The 21,004-nt window shown below is 58.8% G+C and carries 21 protein-coding genes and 2 tRNA genes; 11 read left to right on the top strand and 12 right to left on the bottom strand.

Annotated features, from left to right (window positions below; translation table 11 throughout):
• Positions 1–16 precede the first annotated feature (16 nt).
• Genes prf1 through NT131_01540 form a run of 3 tightly spaced genes read left to right on the top strand, consistent with a single transcriptional unit; the run spans position 17 to position 3,468 of the window.
• Positions 17–1,264: a peptide chain release factor aRF-1 gene (gene prf1, locus NT131_01550; GenBank protein ID MCX6650333.1), complete on the top strand. Its 1,248-nt coding sequence runs from the start codon at positions 17–19 to the stop codon at positions 1,262–1,264.
• A complete protein-coding gene (gene argS, locus NT131_01545) occupies positions 1,265–2,977 on the top strand; it encodes an arginine--tRNA ligase (protein ID MCX6650332.1) in 1,713 nt (570 codons plus the stop codon).
• Positions 2,977–3,468 (top strand): GNAT family N-acetyltransferase, encoded by a 492-nt coding sequence (locus NT131_01540; protein MCX6650331.1) that lies wholly within the window; start codon positions 2,977–2,979, stop codon positions 3,466–3,468. Before argS ends, NT131_01540 begins: the two co-directional genes overlap by 1 nt.
• Here NT131_01540 and NT131_01535 read toward each other — a convergent pair whose 3' ends face one another.
• The 4 genes from NT131_01535 to NT131_01520 form a co-directional block, all read right to left on the bottom strand.
• A complete protein-coding gene (locus tag NT131_01535) occupies positions 3,469–4,209 on the bottom strand; it encodes a biotin/lipoate A/B protein ligase family protein (protein ID MCX6650330.1) in 741 nt (246 codons plus the stop codon).
• Between the two features lie 43 nt (positions 4,210–4,252).
• Positions 4,253–7,138: a PKD domain-containing protein gene (locus tag NT131_01530; protein MCX6650329.1), complete on the bottom strand. Its 2,886-nt coding sequence runs from the start codon at positions 7,136–7,138 to the stop codon at positions 4,253–4,255.
• 153 nt (positions 7,139–7,291) lie between these two features.
• Positions 7,292–8,449, bottom strand: a complete 1,158-nt coding sequence (locus tag NT131_01525) for a formate--phosphoribosylaminoimidazolecarboxamide ligase family protein (protein MCX6650328.1) — start codon at positions 8,447–8,449, stop codon at positions 7,292–7,294.
• A 56-nt stretch (positions 8,450–8,505) separates the two neighbouring features.
• Positions 8,506–9,750 carry a magnesium transporter gene (locus NT131_01520; GenBank protein MCX6650327.1) on the bottom strand — a complete coding sequence of 415 codons (1,245 nt, stop codon included), beginning with the start codon at positions 9,748–9,750 and terminating at the stop codon, positions 8,506–8,508.
• A gap of 274 nt (positions 9,751–10,024) precedes the next feature.
• Here NT131_01520 and NT131_01515 point away from each other — a divergent pair, with 274 nt between their 5' ends.
• Together NT131_01515 and NT131_01510 are read left to right on the top strand one after the other, a co-directional pair.
• Positions 10,025–10,675 (top strand): potassium transporter TrkA, encoded by a 651-nt coding sequence (locus NT131_01515; GenBank protein MCX6650326.1) that lies wholly within the window; start codon positions 10,025–10,027, stop codon positions 10,673–10,675.
• Positions 10,675–11,253: a potassium channel protein gene (locus NT131_01510; protein ID MCX6650325.1), complete on the top strand. Its 579-nt coding sequence runs from the start codon at positions 10,675–10,677 to the stop codon at positions 11,251–11,253. Before NT131_01515 ends, NT131_01510 begins: the two co-directional genes overlap by 1 nt.
• Before the next feature lie 9 nt (positions 11,254–11,262).
• Here NT131_01510 and NT131_01505 read toward each other — a convergent pair.
• Together NT131_01505 and NT131_01500 are read right to left on the bottom strand one after the other, a co-directional pair.
• Positions 11,263–11,338, bottom strand: a tRNA-Gln gene (locus NT131_01505).
• A 48-nt stretch (positions 11,339–11,386) separates the two neighbouring features.
• Positions 11,387–12,019 (bottom strand): adenylate kinase, encoded by a 633-nt coding sequence (locus NT131_01500; GenBank protein ID MCX6650324.1) that lies wholly within the window; start codon positions 12,017–12,019, stop codon positions 11,387–11,389.
• Between the two features lie 106 nt (positions 12,020–12,125).
• Between NT131_01500 and NT131_01495 the strand changes: the two genes are divergently transcribed.
• The 3 genes from NT131_01495 to NT131_01485 all read left to right on the top strand — a co-directional run bounded on the left by NT131_01495 (position 12,126) and on the right by NT131_01485 (position 13,317).
• The gene (locus tag NT131_01495) at positions 12,126–12,656 is read left to right on the top strand and encodes a GNAT family protein (protein ID MCX6650323.1); all 531 of its coding nucleotides are present in this window, start codon (positions 12,126–12,128) and stop codon (positions 12,654–12,656) included.
• Complete coding sequence (locus NT131_01490) at positions 12,650–13,204, top strand: GNAT family protein (protein MCX6650322.1); 555 nt, start codon at positions 12,650–12,652, stop codon at positions 13,202–13,204. The genes NT131_01495 and NT131_01490 overlap by 7 nt, the downstream gene beginning before the upstream one ends.
• A gap of 29 nt (positions 13,205–13,233) precedes the next feature.
• Positions 13,234–13,317: transfer RNA gene (locus NT131_01485), tRNA-Leu, on the top strand.
• A 44-nt stretch (positions 13,318–13,361) separates the two neighbouring features.
• Here NT131_01485 and NT131_01480 read toward each other — a convergent pair.
• Together NT131_01480 and NT131_01475 are read right to left on the bottom strand one after the other, a co-directional pair.
• Positions 13,362–14,846, bottom strand: a complete 1,485-nt coding sequence (locus tag NT131_01480) for a leucine-rich repeat domain-containing protein (protein ID MCX6650321.1) — start codon at positions 14,844–14,846, stop codon at positions 13,362–13,364.
• Positions 14,847–15,058: 212 nt separating this feature from the next.
• Complete coding sequence (locus NT131_01475; protein ID MCX6650320.1) at positions 15,059–15,322, bottom strand: universal stress protein; 264 nt, start codon at positions 15,320–15,322, stop codon at positions 15,059–15,061.
• On the opposite strand from NT131_01475, the gene NT131_01470 reads away from it, so the two are divergent.
• Both NT131_01470 and NT131_01465 read left to right on the top strand, forming a co-directional pair.
• The gene (locus tag NT131_01470) at positions 15,300–15,620 is read left to right on the top strand and encodes a hypothetical protein (protein ID MCX6650319.1); all 321 of its coding nucleotides are present in this window, start codon (positions 15,300–15,302) and stop codon (positions 15,618–15,620) included. The genes NT131_01475 and NT131_01470 overlap by 23 nt on opposite strands.
• Positions 15,621–15,671: 51 nt before the next feature.
• Positions 15,672–16,076, top strand: a complete 405-nt coding sequence (locus NT131_01465) for a pyridoxamine 5'-phosphate oxidase family protein (GenBank protein MCX6650318.1) — start codon at positions 15,672–15,674, stop codon at positions 16,074–16,076.
• 1 nt (position 16,077) lies between these two features.
• Here NT131_01465 and NT131_01460 read toward each other — a convergent pair whose 3' ends face one another.
• From NT131_01460 to NT131_01450, 3 genes are read right to left on the bottom strand one after another with little or no spacing between them, the layout of a single operon-like run.
• Entirely contained in the window at positions 16,078–17,283 is a 1,206-nt protein-coding gene (locus tag NT131_01460; protein ID MCX6650317.1) for a glycosyltransferase 87 family protein, read from the bottom strand.
• A 16-nt stretch (positions 17,284–17,299) separates the two neighbouring features.
• Positions 17,300–18,001, bottom strand: a complete 702-nt coding sequence (locus tag NT131_01455; protein MCX6650316.1) for a glycosyltransferase family 2 protein — start codon at positions 17,999–18,001, stop codon at positions 17,300–17,302.
• Positions 18,002–18,018: 17 nt separating this feature from the next.
• A complete protein-coding gene (locus NT131_01450) occupies positions 18,019–19,059 on the bottom strand; it encodes a lysylphosphatidylglycerol synthase transmembrane domain-containing protein (protein MCX6650315.1) in 1,041 nt (346 codons plus the stop codon).
• A 166-nt stretch (positions 19,060–19,225) separates the two neighbouring features.
• Between NT131_01450 and NT131_01445 the strand changes: the two genes are divergently transcribed.
• The gene (locus NT131_01445; GenBank protein MCX6650314.1) at positions 19,226–19,663 is read left to right on the top strand and encodes a flavodoxin family protein; all 438 of its coding nucleotides are present in this window, start codon (positions 19,226–19,228) and stop codon (positions 19,661–19,663) included.
• A gap of 2 nt (positions 19,664–19,665) precedes the next feature.
• Here the strand turns inward: NT131_01445 and NT131_01440 are convergent, their stop codons facing one another.
• Positions 19,666–20,994 carry an MFS transporter gene (locus tag NT131_01440; protein MCX6650313.1) on the bottom strand — a complete coding sequence of 443 codons (1,329 nt, stop codon included), beginning with the start codon at positions 20,992–20,994 and terminating at the stop codon, positions 19,666–19,668.
• Positions 20,995–21,004 lie beyond the last annotated feature (10 nt).

The raw sequence follows: 21,004 nt of genomic DNA, 5'->3' as shown, positions 1-21,004 counted from the left end.
GGATAGGTCGTCAGATATGGACGAAATCAAGGGCGAGACCCTCTCGGATCGTCAAAAATACGATTTCAAGAGGTCCTTGGAGGAGATACAGGCTCTGAAAGGGCGAGGCACTGAGCTCATATCAGTGTACGTGCCGCCCAACAAGCAGATCTCCGATGTCGCCGCCTATCTGCGCGAGGAGTTCTCCCAGTCGTCCAACATCAAGTCCCAGGGCACACGCAAGAACGTGCAGGGAGCCATCCAATCCATACTGGCTCGGCTGAAGTACTTCAAAGCCCCGCCGGCCAACGGCGTCATCTTCTTCGTGGGGGAGATATCCACCACCGGCGACCAGACCAAGATGGTGCAGTACGTTCTGGAGCCCCCGGACCCCATCACCACCTTCCTTTACCGATGCGACTCCGACTTCTACCTGGAGCCGCTGCTGAGCATGCTGGTGGACAAGAAGGTCTTCGGTCTCGTGGTCATCGACCGCAGCGAGGCCACCATTGGTGTGCTGCGCGGAAAGCGCATCAGCGTCATACGCAATTTTGATTCACTGGTGCCGAGCAAGCACCGAATGGGCGGCCAATCCGCCCAGCGTTTCGAAAGGCTGATCGAGATCGCGGCCAACGAGTACTACAAGAAGGTCAGCGACATCATGACCGAATCCTTCCTGAACCTGGAGGGATTGCAGGGCATCCTGATCGGAGGTCCGGGACCGAGCAAGGAGTTCTTCCTCAAGGAGGGATATCTCCACCACGAACTGGAAAAAAAGGTCATCGACACCTTCGATATCGGCTACACGGACGAGTACGGACTGAAGGAGCTGATGGAGAAGGCCAAGGACAAGCTCTATGACCTGGACCTAATGCGGGAGAAGCGCTTCTTCCTAAGGTTCATGGAGGAGATCCGCAAGAGCGACAACAGCCTTTCCGTCTACGGTGAGGACCATATACGCAACGCCATCACGATCGGCGCGGTGGATGTGCTGCTCGTATCGGAAGGGCTGCGAAGGCGCCGGGTGACCGTCGAATGTCCTAGCTGCGGCGTCATACAGAAGACCATGGACAAGAGCCCGGATGGAGCGACCATGCCCTGCCCCAAGTGCGGGACCACGGGCACGGTGACCAAGGACATCGACCTGGTCGACGACCTGTTCGAGCAGGCCGAGCTGATGGGCACCAAGGTCGAGCTCATATCACCGGAGTCGGAGGAGGGGGAGATGCTCCTGAAGGCCTTCGGTGGCATCGCCGGTCTGCTCAGGTTCAGCATAGGTGAATAAATGGACGCGCTAGGGCATTTCGAATCGCACATCAGGGAGCGGACGGACAGGGAGCTGGCATCCATGGGCTTCACCGGGGATTTCATTCTGGAGCGGCCGGACCACGAGATGGCCGATTTCGCCCTTCCCTGCTTCCAGTTCGCCAAGCAGATGCGCAAGGCGCCCCAGATCATCGCCAAAGAGCTATGCTCAAAGATGACCGTCGACGAGTACATCGGCAAGGTCTGGGAGGCCGGGGGATATCTCAACTTCCGGGTGAACGAGACGTTGCTGGGCACCATGGTGGTCCGCGATGCCCTCGAGAGGAAGGGTGACTTCGGACGGGGTGACCCCCGGCCGGGGAAGGTCTTGTTGGAGCACACCTCCGTCAACCCCACCGGGCCGATCCACGTGGGCCGGGCTCGCAATCCGCTGATAGGTGACACGCTGGCCAGATGCCTGCGCATGTGCGGCCATGAGGTCGCCACCGAGTACTACGTCAACGACGTGGGCAAGCAGGTGGTGCTGCTGACCTGGGCCCTGACCCATCTGACCGAGAAGGAGGTACCCAAAGCGGACCGGGAGAAGAACGACCACCGACTGGTCGGCTACTATCAGGTGGCCAACAAGATGATGGAATCGTCCGCGGAGGTGGCGGCAGAAATCGCCCAGATGACCCAGCGCTTCGAGGCCGGCGATCCCGAGGTCATCGCCCGGGTACGGCGCACCGTGGACATGATGCTGGACGGTATACGCGTGAGCCTGAGCGGGGTCAACGTGACCCTGGACCGCTACACTTACGAATCACAGTACATACTGGACGGGAGCGCCCACCAGGTCGTGGACAAGCTGAAGGCCTCCAGCTACACCGAGATCGATGATGGGGCCTACTTTCTCAACCTCGAGGAGTTCGGCGTGCACGGGCGGGACACCCGCTTCTTCTTCACCCGCAAGGACGGGACGACGCTTTACACCACTAGGGATCTGGCCTACCACATCGACAAGTTCCGCCGTGCGGACCAGCTCATGAACATCCTGGGCGAGGACCAGAAGCTGGGGCAGAAGCAGCTGGCCTCGGCCCTGAAGATCCTGGGATACGACCGGGCCCCGGAATGCATCTTCTATTCCTTCGTCTCCCTGCCCGAGGGGCGCATGTCCACCAGGAAGGGCGTCGTGGTCTATCTGGACGACCTCTTGGAGGAGGCGGTGGAGAGGGCGCACAAGGAGGTCTGCGATCGCCGCCCGGACCTGGAGGAGGAGCATAAAAGGCGCATAGCCCAGGAGATCGGGGTGGGTGCGGTGCGCTACAACATCATCCGGGTGCAGGCGGAGAAGCAGCTCATATTCAAGTGGGAGGAAGCGCTGAACTTCGAGGGCAACAGCGCCCCCTTCGTGCAGTACGCCCACGCCCGTTGCTGCTCTATATTGCGCAAGACGGGAGATTTTAATAAAGGGGCTGACTTATCGGTACTGACAGACCCGTACGAGCGCAAGCTCATATGGATACTGGCGCAGTTCCAAGAAGTGGTAAGGCAGGCGGGGGACAAGCGGCGCATAAACATGCTCCCCACCTACGGCCACGAGTTGGCCTCGGCCTTGAACCAGTTCTATGGCGTAGTGCCGGTACTGAGGTCTGAGCACCAGGATGCCAGGCTGTGCCTGGTGGAGGCGGCGCGCTGGGCGTTGCACAACACCCTGGTGACCATGGGGATAGCCGCTCCGGAGGAGATGTGATGGTAGACATAAGGAAGGTCAAGGACGAGGACCGATCGAACGTGAGGACCTTGGAGCTGTTCTGCATCAGGGAGTATCTGGAGAGCTCCCTGCAGAAGGATTGGGACGAGCTGCCGCCGGAGCTGATGGAGCAGTTGGGCGCCTCGACCAAGGACTCCTTCGAGTTCTACCAGAACAGCGGCCTGAGCTACGTGGCCCTGGAGAAAGGACAGGTGGTCGGCTTCCTGTTCTCCCAGATCGTGGAGCATGTCAACGGCATCGAAAAGGTCCTGTGGATCGAGAACGTGGGCGTGCACCCCGACCACCGCCGCAAGGGCGTGGGGCTGAAGCTGCTCAGAAAGGCGTCGCTGGACGCCAAGAAGAAGGGCGCCAAGGCGGTGCAAAGCGTCATCATGCCCGACAGCAAGAGCACGATCATGCTGCATAAGAAGGTGGGCTTCTTCATGGACGGCCGGAAGTTCGCCTTCCTGGACCTGGAGAACTTTCAGTAGTTAGAACTGGAGGATGTACTCCTCCTTTCCATACTTTTCATTTATCAGGTCCTTGACCCGCTCTTTCTCCCTTTCGTTCACCGGGATGGGGACCACCCTCTGCTCCAACGCCTCGGCGTAGGCCTGGACCAGGGCGTTCTTCACCTGGGCCATGTCCACCGGCCGTCCCAACGCCTCCCTCAGGCAGGTCATGTCCGTCCTGCCCCGGGCGTGCTTATCATGGCGGGGGCGGAGGATGCGCATCATGCGGTCCAGGTCGGTGTCCACCAGGACCGTCCCATGCACCAGGATCATGCCGCGCTTCCGGGTCTGGGCGCTGCCGGATATCTTCTTCCCTTCCACCAGGACGTCGTTGGGGGGCTTGTGCTCCGCGTCCAGCCCCAGGGTGCCGAGGGCGGATATCAGGACGTTGCAAGTAAGTGCGTAGGCCTCCTCCGGCCGGGGAAGCGCCCCTTGGTCGATGGTGAGCGAGAATATCAGCTGCCCCTGGTCGGTGAATATGGTGCTGCCCCCGGACATGCGGCGGACCAGGAACACGTCCTCGCGCATCACCGCCTCCATGTCCACCGCTTCCGTCACCTTCTCGAAGTATCCCAGGGAGACCGTCGGCCGGTCCCGGGAGTACAGGTGCAGCGTGGGCGGCATGAGCCCCAGGGCGCATGATTCCATTATGGCCTCCTCCAGGGCGACGGTGTAAAGAGGATGACAGAGGCCGGAGTCGATGAGCCGAAGCATTGGCATAAAAAAGAAAGAGGAAGGTTAAAGGGTTTTGGGCTTGCTTTTATTATTTTTTCTTGGTCGGCGGGGCGGCGGCCTTCTTGCCGGAGACCATGGGCAGCTTCTTCCTGAACAGGAAGAGGACTATGACCACGATGACCACGGCGAAGATACCACCGTACAGCAGCCAGGCCTTCCAGGAAGCCTCTTGGACCTCCAGGGAGACGGTGTTGGAGTTGTCGCCCATGACCGAGGAGACCTCGTTGTTGGCGGTGACGTTCACCTGCAGGGTGTAGTCACCCTTGGAGTCGAAGCTGTACTCAATTCTCAGCATGCCGGTCTCGCCGATGTTGAGGTAGGTGGCCTCGCTGTCGTTGACCCACAGCGTTCCGACGTCGGTGAGCAGCTTGCTGTCGCCGTCAAGGTTGACCTTGAACAGCTGGACGTACAAGCCCTCGGCCTTGGCGGAGCCCACGTTGGTCACGTTGACGTATATGGTGCCCTTCTCGCCCTCGGTGAACTTGGTCGGGTCGAAGGTCACTCCGTTCACCCGGATGTCCGGGCGGTTGGAAGTGGTGATCTTCAGGCTGTAGTTGTAGTAGCCCTTGTTCCCGGCCTCGTCCGTCAGGACCAGCTTCACCGAGAATGTGGCGATGCTGGTGAAGTTGTGGCTGGGGGTCTGCTCGGTGCTGTTGGTGCCGTCGCCGAAGTTCCAGAAGTAATCGACGATTTCGCTGTCGTCCGTAGAGGCCGAGCAGTTGAAGACTAGGGTCTGGTTCTCCTTGGCGGTGGTGACCGTGGTGCCGTTCAGCTTTACGGTGAACTTGGCCACAGGCGCCTTAGTGTCGAGCACCGTGACGGTGACCATTTTGCTGGTTGTGTGGTTGACCACGTCGGTCACGTTGAGGTACATGCTGAAGGTACCCGGTTTGGTCCAGGTGTTGCTGACGTTCTGGTTTTCGCCCAGCAGGATGGTCTCGGCGTTCCCGTTGCCGAAGTTCCAGGCGTAGCTGGCAATCAGCCCGTCCGCAGTTGCGTTCAGGCGGTCGTAGCTGTCCTCGCTGGTGAAGGTCACGGCGCTGTTCTGGTCGACGGTCAGGATGCTGCCGACGGCCGAGTCGTTATAGGTCATGACGATCACCGGGGCGACGTTGTCCACGCGGACCTTGAATTCCTTATAGGCGACCAGGCCGGCCTTGTCGGTGACGGTCAGGTTCGCGGTGACCTGCTTGGCCACGGTGTAGATGTGGTTGGTGGTCAGGGTGGTCACGGTGGCGCTGCTGCTGTCGCCGAAGTTCCAGATGTAGCTCAACGGGTTGCCGTTGGGGTCGCTGGAACCGGTGGCGGTGAAGGTGGTGTTGACGCCGCTGGAAACGATGTAGTACATCAGGGTGGAGCCGTTCAGGACCTTGTAGGCGGCGGTCCCGGTGACCACGGCCGCGGCGGCCACGGGGGCCTCGGACATGTCGATGGTCAAGGTGGCGTATCCGCCGGTGGACGAGGCCACGACGGTAACCTCGGTGTAGCCGACGACGGTGATGCTGGTCGGGCTGGTGACGTTCTTCACCAGTTCGTACATGTCATCGCCGTTGGGCAGTGCCAGCGTGTAATTGTAGGCCATGGACGAGGTGGCGGCGGAGGTGTACACCTTGGCCGTGTATGCTCCCAGTCCATTGGTTATGGCGGATGCGGACTCGTAGTTGGCCACGATCTCCAGCTGGAAGCCGGAAGTGCTGCTTACGGCAGCGTCCAGGCCAGTGGCGCTGAAGGTCGGGTCGACGTCCTCAGAGTAGTATACTATAGAGGACACGGTAAGCATGCCGTCGGTGGTGACGTCCCAGGGGCCGAAGGAAGCCATGACGTTCGTGTAGTTGGTCAGTTCATTGGCTTCCACGACTCCGTCTCCGTCACCGAGGGCCAGATCGATCTGCATCCTGGCGCTGGGCAGGTAGGAGTAAGCTATTCCCGGAACGGTGTAGTCGTAGTCCAGATCCAGGGCCTTGGTCAGCACGACGGTGTTCCAGTCGTCGGCGGCGAAGGCGAAGGTGTTCTCCTCGGTCTGCAGGTTCTGCGCGGCGAGGGCTACGGTGGTCATGTCGTTGCCGGTAATGGTGACGTCGGATATCTGGGCCAGTGCGCCGCTGGCATCGACCAGCAGGGTGAAGTTGCCCGGATAGGCGTCAAAGCGGAAGAAGTTGGAGGTCACGGTGGCGGCGATGATGATCTTGGCGTCCGGAGCGGACAGCGGGTCATCCTTGTCGACCAGGTAGGCCTTCACACTGGTGGCCGGGGATCCAGCCACGGTTACGGTTCCGCTGTAGGACGCCGAAGCGCTCAGGGAAACGTTCTGCATCATGTTGCCCGAGACGGTCAAAGCGACGACCTTGGTCACGAAGTAGCTCTTCTTTACCACGGCGGTGAAGGAGCCGGTGTGCAGGGTCACGTTGAGCAGGCCGGAAGCGTTCGTGCTGCCGGTGGCGACCGTCTGGGTCACGCCATTGTAGGTCTCCTTGACGGTCACGACGGCCGATGAGACCGCGGTGGAACCGGAGGTGACGTTGAACTGGACGGACTTGTTAGCGGTGGCCATAGCGGTCATCATCGCGTTGCCCAGGTTTCTTGCGCTGATGCCATCGAAGCGGATAACGTCGCTGTATACGAAGTCGTAATAGCCGGTGGCGGATATCCTGAGCTGGTAGTAACCAGTCGCAGGGGTGAACTCGATCAGTCCGGCGCTGTCGGAGTTGTCAGAGTAGGTGGTGGCCTGCTTGCGCACTTCCGTAAGGGAGGCAGTGGCTCCAATGATCGGACCGTCGTTATCAAACACGTTGATCGATAGTTTGTTCCCGGTGGCGGCACTGACCTCGGAAGGCACGAACGCCAACAATGGCGTGGCCAGGAGTATCAGGACCATCAGTCCGGTCGCTAGCTTCCAGGTTTTATTCCTTTGCATTATTTCCCTCCCTCGCGATAGGCGCACCTATTGTGCTGACTGAGTCTAGGATTACTTCGGAATAGTGTTGCCGTTTATAAAGGTTACTTAGACCTAAAAAAAATGCTGGCCATAAGGAAAAAATAATAAAAAAGGGGTTTTACGAAGCTTCCATCAGGTGACGATCTCCTCAATCCTTTGCTCGTCCACCGCTCGCCTGACCTCCATGGCCAGTCGGCGTCCGGTGCTCATGCTCCGGCGCCATAGGGAGTTGCCGTAGGGGTGACCGACGGACATGTGCACGTTGGTGCCCCCGCCGATGCGCGGAGCGACGTCGTATATGAAGAAGTGCAGGTCCTTGTCCACACAGGTCTGCAGGCAGAACGGCCCGATCATGCCCGGATGGAAGTGCTTTTCCGCCACCTTCACGAACTTCTCGGCCAGCTCAAACGCCCCGTCCAGGAGGGACTCTCTCATGGTGGAGGAGTTGTGCCCGCAGACGGTGTACTCAGGAATGCTTTGTGCATCATTTAGCGCCAGCTGCTGCGCCGCCGGCAGGCGTACGAAGCCGTCCAGGGACGACTCGAACCTCCAGTCTATGCCAAGCAGCTCGATGCGGCTGCCCTTCTCCTCCAGGGGAGAGTAGAAGAAGTCCAGATTGAAGACGGGGCCGATGATGTATTCCTCCATGCGAGCCTCGGCCAGCGATTCCTGGTCGATGACACCGTCCTTGATCAGCTTCCCTGCCTTCTCTCGATACTCCTCGGGGGTGGAGGCGGTGAAGAAGCCCCGCTCCAGCTTCTTCTGCTTATGATGCAGCTTGACGATGGTCAGGGCGCTGATGTCCTCCGGCCGCTTCACCTTGCGGGGCGAGGGCATGCTGGCCTGTTCCAGCAGCCAGTAATAGTCCTTCTCCCCGCCGCGGTCCTCGCAGCGGAGCAGGTTGCGGGAGCCGACCAGGGGGACCTTGAAGTCGTTCTCCACCGCGTCGATGCCACAGTAGGAGGTGAAGGAGCGGTTGGGTACGAAAAGCACGTTCTCCTTGAGCAGGCGCTCGGTGACCTTGGGGGTGGTGGCCTCCTTGAACTTGGTCAACATCAAGGCTTCGTCGATCATGCCCCGGCGGAGCTTGCCGTTCTTCTCGCGGTAAGCCTTGAAGTATTTGGTGTAGGCGGCGTCCCGGCCCTCCTGGCACACGGCCAGGGTACGGAAGCCCTCTTCCACCGCCCCGTCGCAGACGTCCAGGGCGGAATGGGATGCCAGCACGCCTATCTTAATCTTCTTGGGATCGTATCTCTCCAAATTGGCCAGGATGCTCTGCCTGTCTATCATTCAGCTCCCCTTCGGATACTTAGGGAACGTTCCATAGCATATTAATTTGTGCCAACTCAGACCGAGAGGCCGAGCAGGACGATCATGCCCATGAGGGCCAGGGCCCCGATGAAATCGATGGCCGAGGAGGTCACCGGGATGCTGTGGTCGTCCGGATCCAGGGAGAACATGAAGGTGGTCACCGCCACGTAATATGATAGGAAGTTCAGCACGGTGACGGTTATCAGCCCGGCCAAAAGGCCCAGAGTGATCATGGCCAAGAGACCGGGCGAGGCCAGCCCCATGGCCAACGATACGAAGTGAGCGGTTACACTGGTCAGGGTGAACACCCAGAGGGCGAATATGTAGATGATGACAAAGTTCTCGTAGCTGGCCTTTCCAGGGACGCTCTTCGGTTCCAGTATACCCATATGCAACAGGGAGGACATGCGGGACGTCAATATCCCACCCAGGGCGTTGCTGTTCTCCAGGAACAGCGGTATCATGACCAACAAGGCCGGGAAGGCCACCAGATGGGTCAAATGGTCCTCAATGGTGAGACCGGCACCCAGGTCGAGCATGGTGCATATTAAAAGCACAGGGGCGCTCTGCACGAAGATGCGCTTGGCCTCCTCGTCCCTCCGGTACAGGGCGTCGTAGATCAGGTAGACAGTGATGATTAGGAAGATCACCATCATGATGTCGTAGAACATGGGGTTGATGACCAGTTGCCCGCCATGATTCGTCCAAGTTACCAGTAGGGCGGCGATGAAGAGCATGGGCAACGTTACGATGTCCCCGGCGGCCGTCAGCACGGGGGCGCTGATGTTGTCGATGTCCCAGTTGCGGTGAAAGCCTACGTTGGCCACGATGATGTTGACCACTATAAGTACCAATCCGGCCAGCACTCCCCCGAACACGGAGATGAAGATGAACTGCTGCAGACTGATGCTCTCCACGCCGAGGGCGACGGAGACGACCTTGGCCAGCACGCCCATGAGGAAGGAGATGACCATGGTAAGGATCAGGGATGCCTCCATGTTCTGCCGCAGTATGCTCCCTTTGCGCAGGGATAGCTCGAACGTGCCCACGTGCATCGAGGTTCCCAACCGGCTTCCCAGCGCCCCGAATATGTTACCCCGCATGCCTATTGCCGGTGGAATTAGTATCATGAGCCCGGGAAGCAGCTCAAGGCTGTCGGTCATGAAACCTAGTGTGACCCCGGCCGATATGTCGCCCAGCGAGGATATCAGCAGGGCTATGAACCCCATGGTGAAGACCGCTTTATTGTTGCTGAAAAAAGTCCTCACTGCCCCGCTCATGTCAGCACCCGGATAGAGGTAACATTTTAAAATATTAATAATAAGGCATTCCACCAGATGGTAAAAAATGAGTTCCAGCAGGTATGCAAAACGACGGCATTATTTCGCAACGATGATATATAGAGAAAAACATAAGGAATGATGACGGTGGTGCCTGGGAGAGTTCTGCCTGGCGACCCCGTGAGGCCAACCAAGATGTCACGCGCTAAATCGACCAACAACCCCCGGTTCAGCCGGTGGCCTGGTGCCGTGACTCGGTACAGGTGTTCTTTTTATGAATGAGCTTGGAAAGGAGCAGCGGTTAGAGAAGTACGATCTGGCCCACGCCACGGTCCGGGAGATACTCACCGAGATGAAGGACATCTCGGAGATAATGGTAGACCTGGCCTACGCCTCCATAATGTTCGACAGCCATGAGATCGCGGACGAGGTCCAGAAGATGGAGGAGGACGTGGAGGAGCTGAGCAAGAACATCAGGATAAAGGCCATGCTCTCCGCACGCACCCACAAGGACGCCAACAAGCTGTCCTCCCTGTTAGAGGTGGCCGCGGCCTCCCGGCGCATATCCAACGCCGCCGGGGACATAGTCAAGCTCATGGAGTGCGAAGTGGACAAACGACCCTTCCTGACCTTCATACTGAGGGAGGCGGAGGAGAAGATCAAGCGTCTGGTCCTCAGCGAGGGATCGGACATGGTCGGCCGCACCATCGAGGAGCTGGGCGTGGAATCCGAGACGGGCATGCGCATCATCGCCCTCAAGCGCGGCAAGCGCTGGTTATACGATCCTGAAGAGGGGACCAGGCTGAAGGCTGCGGACACATTGATCGTGCGCGGCACCGACGACGGCTACGACATCCTCAGAAAGTACGCCAATGGCGAGGAAAAGTGGCCGGTCTATCCCGACGACAAAGGGGAGGAAGAGTGATGGACCAATTAGAGGACATGCTTCTGGAGCTCAAGGACACCTCCGAGCTGATGATCGACCTGGCCTATTCCTCCCTGCTCTACAACAACAAGGAGATCGCCGAGGAGGTGGTGCTGATGGAGGAGATGCTGGACGAACTGGCCAACAACATCCAGCGCCAGGCCATCGCCCGGTCCGGGCAGGACCACGACGAGGGAAAGGCCTTCGCGATCATCAAGCTGGCCATGGCGGTGGAGGAGATATCCGAGGCCGCGATGCAGATAGCCATGGTCACCATCCACGATGACGAGCCGCACCCGGTGATCCGGTTAAGCATCAAGGACGCCGACACCACCATCACCTTGGCCGAGGTCAAGGAGGGCTCGGACCTGGTCGGACGCACCTTGGGCAGCATGAGGCTGGCCAGCCAGAGCGGCATGTGGGTCGTCGCGATCAAAAGGGGCCGCAAGTACCTGTACGGGCCGGAGAAGGACGCTAAACTGGAGGTCGGGGATGTCGTGATATCCCGCGGACCGCCGGACGCGGAGAAGTATTTCCAGGACCTGTGCCAGGGTGAAGAGCGTCTGGAAGAGCCGTAAGGGGATAAGTGGTAGCCCCGGGCAGATTCGAACTGCCGTCGCAGGATCCAGAGTCCCGCATGATTGACCGCTACACTACGGGGCTGTGCGAAACGGTGGTAATTACTACCTGCCTTTAACCTTTTCGTTAACTTCAGGCAGCCTTTATTACCTTGGCGATGCGCTTGTAAACGTCGTCGATGGAGCCCATGCCGTCCACCGATTTGAGCACGCCCTTCTTGCGGTAGTGCTCGGTGAGCGGGGCTGTGCGTTCGGTGTAGGTGGTGAACCTTTCCCGCACGATCTTCTCGGTGTCGTCGCTCCTTTGATACAGCTCTCCGCCGCACTTGTCGCAGATGCCCTTTTTCTTGGGTGGGTTGAACTCCAGGTGGAACACGGCGTTGCAGGCCTTGCAGGACCTCCTCTCGGTGAGGCGTTTGATGAGCACTTCCTGGTCCACTTCCAGGTCCACGGCCATCTCCACGTGGAAGAACTTGTCCAGGGCCTTGGCTTGCTCCAGGGAGCGGGGGAAGCCGTCCAGCAGCACGGCGCCCTTCAGCCCCTTGAGCTTCTCCTTGATCAGGCCGATCACCAGGTCGTCCGGGACCAGCTTCCCGGCGTCCATGTAGCCCTTGGCCTCCTTTCCCAATGGGGTGCCGTTGCGGACCGCCTCGCGCAGCAGGTCCCCGGTGGATATCTTGGTGAAACCAAACTCGGCTACCAGCCTCTCGGTCTGCGTTCCCTTGCCCGATCCCGGGGGTCCCAAAAGCACGATCTTCAGGTCCATGCCCGGCCATGCCGTTCCCCATAAATCATTTTTGCGCTGGAAGGAGGGGAAGGCCCGAAGCATGCCGGGGAATAGGATTATTTCCCACTTAGGCTATGGATGCCTCATGCTCCGAGGAAGGCTGGTGGGGCTAGAGCCCTTGCAGTCCACTGATGAGATTACCATGTTCCGCTGGTTGAACGACCCCAAGGCGCGCCGGGCCGCGGGGCGGCCCTCCTGGAAGGCCTGCTACAGCCTGGAGCAGGTGCAGGACATCATAAAGGAACGACTGGCCCAGCCCTCGCGCTTCGACCTGGTGGTCCTTGGGCTGTCTCAGGAAACGCCTCTCGGCCTGGTGGAGATCGGCCACCTTCAACCCATGAGCGACTCGGCGCAAGTAACATTGATATGGGGAGAGAAGACGGACCAGGAACAGATGGAGGAGGCACTGGCATTAGCCACCAAGCACCTGTTCGACGGGCAGGGGCTGCACCGGTTGTGGACCAGGGTGTCGTTCGATAACCAACCTGTCCTGGACGCCTTCCAGGCCGTGGGCTTCCAGGTGGAAGGTGTGCTCCGTCAAGACCATTTCAACGGTGGGGAATGGCGCGATTCGACGCTGCTCTCCCTGCTGTCCACGGAGGCGAAACCATGCTGATAGGGGAGAAGGTCGACCTGGTGGCGGCCGAACGCAGCTACGTTTCGCTGTACGAGAAGTGGATCAACGACCCGGAGGTGACCCGCTGGCTAAAGGCCGACTCGCCCATCAGCCTGCAGATGGAGCATAACTGGGTGGACAACATCAGGCGGGAAGGGAAGATGGTCTTTACCATCTTGACCAAGGAAGGTAAGCCCATCGGCAACGCCGGATTGGAGGATATCTCCTGGAAGTACAAGCGGGCCACCATGGGCATCCTGATCGGGGAGAAGGACTACTGGAGCAAAGGTTACGGCAGCGACGCCATCACCACCCTGCTCCGCTACTGCTTCGAGGAGCTGGGCATGCGCCGGGTGGACCTCATCACCGATTCCGAGAACCTGCGGGCGCAGAAGGCCTACAAGAAGTGTGGTTTCGTTGTGGAAGGAACGATGCGCCAATACCGCACCAAGAACGGCCGGAACGTGGACGACTTGATGCTGTCCATACTCTCCAAAGAATGGTTCGCCATGCACCCTCGAAAAAGGAACGAATGCATAAGGTATTAGTAGGTTGATTTCCTTCGGCTAAATCCTAGGCAGGGGTAGCCAAGCTTGGCCAACGGCGCTAGATTCAGGGTCTAGTCCCTAGCGGTCCGAGGGTTCAAATCCCTTCCCCTGCACTTGACTATTTTATCTTTGGGGGAACTGATTCTCCGTGCTCTGATCACGCCTTTCCTTTGCGCTTACGCATTAGCATTATCACAGCCACGAGCACGGCTATGATAGCGATGACGGCCAGTATTATTAAAATGGTGTTATCGTTGGATTCGGGTTCGGGCGCCTCGATGTTGTAGCCCATGGTCAGCCCGTAGAAGGTGGCTCCTGGCACTGGGAAGTTCGAGTCAGGGTCCGCGTGGCCCCGCAAGGTCGCTGGTGTGTCCGTTATCCAGGCCTGCCCGACGTACAAGGGAGAGACCAGCCCAAGGAAGGTGATGTTGGTCAAGGAATAGCAGCCAAAGAAAGCAAAGTCTCCGATAGTTGTCACACTTGCCGGTATGACGATGGAGCTCAGTCCTGTGCAGCCTAAGAACGCTGAGAGACCGATTGTTGTTATGCCCTTTCCCATAGTCACCGAGGTCAGGTTGCTACAACCATAAAATGCGCCCCAGCCGATGGTGGCGACGTCGTCTCCCATGGTCACCGAGGTCAAGTTGTAGCAATTGATACAAGCTCCTCTCTCTATTTCTGTTGCACTGCTGGGGAGGACGAGCACGCCTGCTTTTCCGGCTGGATATTGAAGAAGGGCGGTCGCGGTCTTGTTGTACAGAACACCATCAATGCTGGAATAATTGGCGTTCGCTTCCTCCACGTCGATCGATGTCAGGTTATTACAACCGCCGAAAGCGTAATTTCCGATGGACGTGACGCTGGCTGGTATCATAACGCCCGTCAACGAAGTACATTCTGAGAATGCACCCGATTCGATCGAGGTGACATTTCCAGGTATGTTCAACGGGGTCAGCGAAGTGCACGACCGGAACGCACTGTCCCCAATGGTCTCAAGCTTGTCCGGCAGATCGATGGCCTTCAACGAGGTACAGGAATCGAAAGCCCGTTCTCCGATGGATACGAGATTGCTGTTCGGAGTGAAGGTCACCGATTCCAGGGCGGTGCTTTCGTAGAATGTGTAGGATTTGATGGACGTGATACCATTTCCCATGGCCAGATGTTCCAGGAGTTTACAGGAATCGAAGGCATACCAACCAATCGAGGTGACACCGTGGGGGATTATTACCTCTCCAGCCTTGGCCGACGGACATTTGATCAAGGTGGTAAGGTCTTTGTCGTACAATACACCTACAATGCTTCTATAGCTCGGATTGGAATCGTCCACGGTGATGGAGACCAGGGAATCGCAGCCGAGGAACGCCTGTTCTCCAAATGATGTGACGCCACTGCCAATATAGGCCGAGGTCAATAGAATGCAATTGGCGAAAGCATAGTCCTCGATGGTAATGACGTTGTTGGGGATGATGACCGAGGTGACCAGGAGCCCGCCGGGGTAGCTGAACGCCTCGTGTTGAATCACCGCGGTCTGATATCCTCCTAAAGTGGAAGGGATGGTGATGTCTCCTCCAAGGCCCACATATTGCTTGATCGTGGCCTCGGTGAGAGAGGCGTTGACCGTATAGATGTAGTCACCATCCATGAATTCTTCCTCGGCGGATGCCACATTGGCAAAGCCTACGCACAAGGTTCCGAACAGTAACAATGAGATGAAGACCACAGAAAGAACATTACCCTTAGATCGTCCAACCATCGATGCAAGCCACCTATACCTTGGGTATTGGGGTCATTACGCATTTGAAATAGATATAAACCGTTCGTCTCGAACGGTGGTCCGAGGACCATCTGATATATTCAGATGTTCAGATCATCGGACGGGTGGCGGAGGCCCTGACCACCAGGACAGGGCATTTGGATTTCCTGCTCGGCCACGCTTCCGAGCCGCAGGTGGGCCAGACCGGTCCGTCCGGCGGTGCCCATGACCACTATGTCATAGTCCTTGGACGCCTTGACTATCTCTTCTGGGGGAGAGCCGGGGACCCCCGAGCGTTTCATCTCCAAACCCATCTTACGACCTTCCTCGGCCACGAACTCAATGGCCTTGGTGCTGGTCTCCATCGGCGATCTGACCACCCAGGCCATGCGGGCCTACCTGGAACAGCACCAGGGACCGGTGTATCGCATCAGGAACATGGAGGATATCGCCATCAACCGCCAGGACCTGGCGTCCCTCGACGGTATGGTTATCATCAACAACGTGGAGCGACTCACGTTCGAACCGGATGTGGACTGGCCCCTGGTCCAGAGCCACATACACTCCATAGAGAACGTAGAGATCCTGGTCATACCTCGAGGGATTTCCAAGTTCCAGATACTCACCAATGCTAAGAACGTGGAGAACATCAGATCGGTCTGAGCCCGACACCCCGGCGTACTGATTATTAGTACATAGGACCATGCCTGAAGCATGGTAGTGCTCACCCCGGAAATGATAGAGGCCTTCAAGGCCACCAAGTACTTCGCCATGGCCACCGCCTCCAAGAAGGGAGATCCGAACGTCGTGCCCATCGGCATGGCCATATTGATGGACCCGGAGACGATCTGGATAGGCAACCAGTTCTTCCACCAGACCCTGAAGAACTTGAAGGAGAACCCGCGCGTTGCTTTGTTGGTCTGGACCGCCGGCGTCCCTGGCTGCCTGAAGGTCAAGGGCGACGTTAAGGTCCTGGAGTCCGGCGCGGACTACGAGAAGATGAAAGGTATGGTCAAGGAGAGGAGGCCCAACCTCGATTGCAAGGGATTGGTGGTCATGAAGGTCACCGAGGTCTTCGACTGCCGCTCCGGCGCAGAGGCTGGAAAGAAGCTGCTCTGAATCAGCCGGAAGGGGCGGCCTCGATGAAGGGGCGCTCCTTCATGGCCAACCGCACGGCGTCCACGAACATCAGCAGGCCGATGAGCGCCAGTACCAACCCTAACAGCCAACTGCCGTAGAACTCTACCGGGGGCGCCGTGCCCTCGCCTTCGGCGAAGGCGGTAGCCAATATCATCGGCACGAAGGCCAGGAAGATGCGGAGCAGTATCTTGCGGTTGTCTACGGCCCAAACCGAGAGCAGGGCGATCAACATTATCCAGTAGCCCCCGTGGACCTTGGGGTAGAAAGCGAAGAACACCACCAGCATGAGGGTCATGCTCTGCCAGGCGGGCATCTTCTTGTAATAGGGGTACAGGTAGGCGGAGGCCATGGCTGCGCCGAGCAAGCCGAGCTGCACGATGCTCGGAATTCCCCAGCCGCCCATCCTCAGGAAGTGCCAGACGCTGGACCCGCCGGTGGGGCGCCCCTCGTTCCCCAGGAAGTAGAAGTTCAGGAAGTAGGAGAAGTCGCTCCAGCACAGGACGACGAAGGGCAGGGTGATTAGGAGGGTGATCGCCAGCACTATCCCCGAAATCATAAGACGGTCCTTCCAGCGGCGTTGCTGCAGGAAGTGCACTGGGAACAGTAACAAGGGGAACATCTTGGTCCAGATGCCCACGCCGATGACCGTGGCGGCCGATCTTTTTCTCTCCAGGAGGATGAGCACCGCGGCCAGCATGAAGACGAAGGCGGTGACGGACTCGTCCTCACCGGTGCCGGACTCGATGAAGGTGAAGGGCGACAGCAGCACGACCATGCCGGCCAGGTAGGCCTTCCATTCGTCGAATTGGCGCAGAGAGCAGTACATCAGCACGGCTATCAGGAAGGCGAAGAAGGAGAAGTAGGCGCTCCAGACCCAGTCCAGCTCCGCGCCGCCCAGCAGCTGCGGGGGGATCAGCAGGTAGTTGATGATGGGCGGGGTCTCGGTGTGCACGTCCCGGTACAGCAACCCCCCGTCCAAAATCGTCTGCGTCCGGGCCCGGTACACGTCCAGGTCCGGATGCGATAGGTCGTCCTCGATGGTTCCGACCAGAAAGACGTGGTCCACCACGATCATGGAACCGTAGAGCAGCAGGGTTATGATCAAGTACACGGCGATCTTGCGCCCCACCGACATCGGGCGGAGCTTGGACATCGCCTTGTCCCAGGTCCTTCGCAGCCCGTTCATCAAGGCATCCCCTCGCTCAGCCCTTCTTCTTCAGGGCCTTGATCTCTTCCTTGTGGTCCTTCTTGAACTTGGAGAAGTCGCGCAAAGTGATGAATGGCACGGTGTAGAACTTGATGTACGACTTGCCGCTGGGTCGGTCGTAGTGCACGATGGGCACCTCAGCTATCTTCAGGCCCTTCAGCGCCGCTAACGGAAGGATGAAGCGGTGCAGGCCCTGGTAGCCCTCGGGGTCGAAGCCCATGGCCACCGCCTTTTCCCGGCGGAAGGCCTTGAAGCCGCTGTTCTGGTCCTTGATCTGCAGCTTGAACTTGCGGCGGATGATTAAACGGTTGTAGGTTCGGGAGATGAAGCGGCGGATAAAGGTGTCGGTGCGTTCCTTCCTCCAGCCAGTGACCACGTCGTAGCCCTCGTCCATCTTGGCCAGGAACATGGGGATCTGCTTCGGCTCGTACTGGCGGTCGGCGTCCATGATTATGACGATCTCGCCCTTGGCCTGCTGGAAGCCGGTGCGGATAGCGTACGACCGTCCCAGATTCTTCACGTGGTGCACCGTCCGCACGTTCGGGTGGTCCTTGGCCAGCTGATCGCATATCTCCTTCGATTTATCGATGCTGCCGTCGTCCACCAGCAGGACCTCGCCGTCGATCTTCTGGTCTCGGTACACCTCGAGTATGTCCTCGGTCAGCGGGCCGACGTTCCCTTCTTCATTCTTTAACATCAGAACGATTGTGCACTTCAGTTCAATCCCTTCTTTTCGTCTGTAGTCTTGCTGGACTTTGCCGAGTTGGCCGGCGGTCCCAGCCGGTGATCGACCAGCATAGCTATGAGACTTACCGGCACGGCAAGCCATATGGAGGTCAGGGCACTTAATACGCCCGCGGTGGTGGCGATGTGCACGTCCAATTTAGCGGCGGTGAAGACCGCCGAGGACATGACCACGTTGCCGCTACCGGCCGCTAGCAGCACGCCGCTGAGCGAGGCCAGGCTGGAGGCGGCCACCACCGCGACCAGCGAGACCTCCGCACCCAAGGCCATGATGATCAGGAAAAGGCGGGCGATCTCGTTCACCCAGATGAATACAGTGAGCACCGCGGCCCATACCATGAGCTTACGGTTCCCCTTGAAGGTCAAGGCCTCGTTGAAGGAGCCGATCATGCCCATCATCTTGGCGGAAAGCTCGGTGCCCTTCTCCCCTTTGAACAATCGGTCCATCTTTCTGGCGGCCCAGGCCCCGAGGCGGACCAGCAGCGCCGGCTTGGCCAAAATGTAGATGAAGAAGATGTTGGCCACGACCATGACCGCGACCATGAATATCAGGTACCCGCGGAGGTCCTCCACGATGTACGCCAGCAGCAGCACCAGGCTGGTGACCGAGAGCACCGTCAGCACCACGAAGTCCATGATTCGCTCGGTGACCACCGTGGCCAGCCCCTTGCCCATGCTGACCCCCTCCCGGGTGTTTATGTCCACGATGCGCGAGGTCTCTCCGACCACCCGCCCGGGTATGAGGTTGTTGATGGCCTGGGACAGGGAGAAGGCGGTGAAGGTGGAACGGAAGGGGACGTCGTGCCCGGCGTGCTCCATCAGCACCCCCCAGCGGTAAGCCTTGAAGGCCATGTTGATGAGATAGAGGATGACGACCAGCCCGATGAGCCAGAGGTTGACCCCGGACAGGGCCTCTCCCATCTCCCCGGGGTCGGAGTACAGCACTACCAGTACGATGAGGGCGATAGAAACGCCCAACTTGATCTTAGTGCCAAGTCCTATCCTGCCCATGGTCCATCCAATTCCCCGATCCGAACGGACCTTGCCTGTCCATGTTAGGCGATCAGGACCCGTTGGCCGGAACTTATGACAAGAATTGCCTTATATGAAATTTTGCCCACGCCCGGCCACGTTGGATGGGGCAAAGAATGTAAATGACGGAAGGGATGCCTGGTTTATGAAGATCCTGGTCATGTACGACTCCATCTACGGCAACACGGAACGCATGGCCAAGGCCATCACCGAAGGTCTGAAGGAGAAAGGGCATGAGGTGGAATGCCGCCATCAATCGGTCTCCGGGGAGGAGGATTTTATGGGAGCGAAACTATGGGTGCTCGGCTCCCCCACCAGATGGGGACGAGCTACCTTCCGCTTCAGGACGCTGGTCCTGAACGCCGTCAAGGAGGCCGGGACGGACCACGACTTCGTCACCTTCGACACCCGTTATGAGAACATGCACTACGGGGCGGCCGACCGATTGAGCCAGCTGCTTACGAAAAAGGGGTTGAGGATGCTCTTGCCGCCCGAACATTTCATAATGGACGGGAACGAGCTTCGTCCGGACCAGGAGGAACGGGCCCGGCAGTACGGACGGTCTATCGCCAGCATGCTCTGATATCAGACCGTGGCGACCTCTTTCACCGTCTCGTCGGCCTCCTTTTCCACATCGGTGCTGAACAGTAGGGCGATGGCCGATATTATGAAGATTGAGGAGAGGATGAACAGGGCCAGATAACCGTAGAACTCTGCCACCAGACCGCCGACCAGCGAGCCGACTATGGAGGATATCCCTCGGATGGAGTTGTACATGCCCATGGACTGGCTGCGGTACTCCCGCTTGGCCATCCGGGCCACCAAGGTGTCCCCGGCCACTGCCAGAAGCGCCCAGCACATTCCAGCCAGGCCGTTCAGGAGGCACATGAGCAGGAACAGGGTGGTCAGGTCCATGGATAACGTGGTGACCACGAAGAAGGTGGGGAATATCAGTACCCTGAGCCCGAAGGCCATCACCTGCACCTTCCTCCCGCCCAGACGGTCCACGAACCTCCCCGCCACCGCGTAGAAGACCAGGGACACTATAGAACTGGCCAGATAAACGGCGAACACCTGGGCGCTGCTTATGCCCACGTATTGGCTGAGGAAAACGGGTAGGGCCACATAGAAGCACAGGAAGCCGGTGAAGGCCAGGAACACCACCATGTAGTACCGCTTCAGGTTGGAGGGGAAGTTCTTGGAACTGAGGTTCTTGCTGGATATCTCCACTATGTCCAGAAGGTGCATGGGTAGGTAGCGCAGCTTTTCCATGAGGTAGGACGGCACCTTGTAGAGGTCCATGTGCTGCATTTCCCGCCGGGTGATGTTCCGGGCGGGTTCCTTCATATAGCGCCAGCCGAGGAAGACCGATAGGAATCCCAATATTCCTGCTATGACGAAAAGAGTCCGCATGGGGAAGGCGTCCCCATCGGAAGGGAATACCATGAGCCATACCGTGCCCATGAGCAACCCTACGACCCAACCGAGACCGCCGACACGGCTGAACTCCCCTAGCTTCTTGGCCCATTGGTCCTTGCTGAAGCTTTCCAGGACCATGACCGTGCCCACCGGGGCGATGGCCGCGCCGAGAAAACCGAACATGAAGTTGGCCACGTAGTACTCGGAGATGCCCTGGGACAGACCCATGAGCACCAGGGAGAAGGCCACGCCCAGGAATCCCAGGAGAACGAAGGGGACGCGGCGCTTGGTGGTGTCGGATAGATTTCCCCAAAGCACCGCCCCGGGGACCGCGGCCAGGGAAGTGGCTGCGCTGACTATGCCCACCTGGGCCACCGTCCCCTTCAGACCCTCGGTGATGAAAAGGGGGATCAGGGCGTTGGTGCTTCCCCCGGACAGGTTGTAGGGGAGGAAGGAGTAGTACCAGCGGTCGTCCTTGGAGCGTTCCTTGACCATGTCCCACCGG

The sequence above is a fragment of the Methanomassiliicoccales archaeon genome (assembly GCA_026394395.1).
Taxonomy (GTDB): domain Archaea; phylum Thermoplasmatota; class Thermoplasmata; order Methanomassiliicoccales; family UBA472; genus UBA472.
Note: the sequence above shows the minus strand (reverse complement) of the source record. Positions and strands in the feature narration are given on the sequence as shown.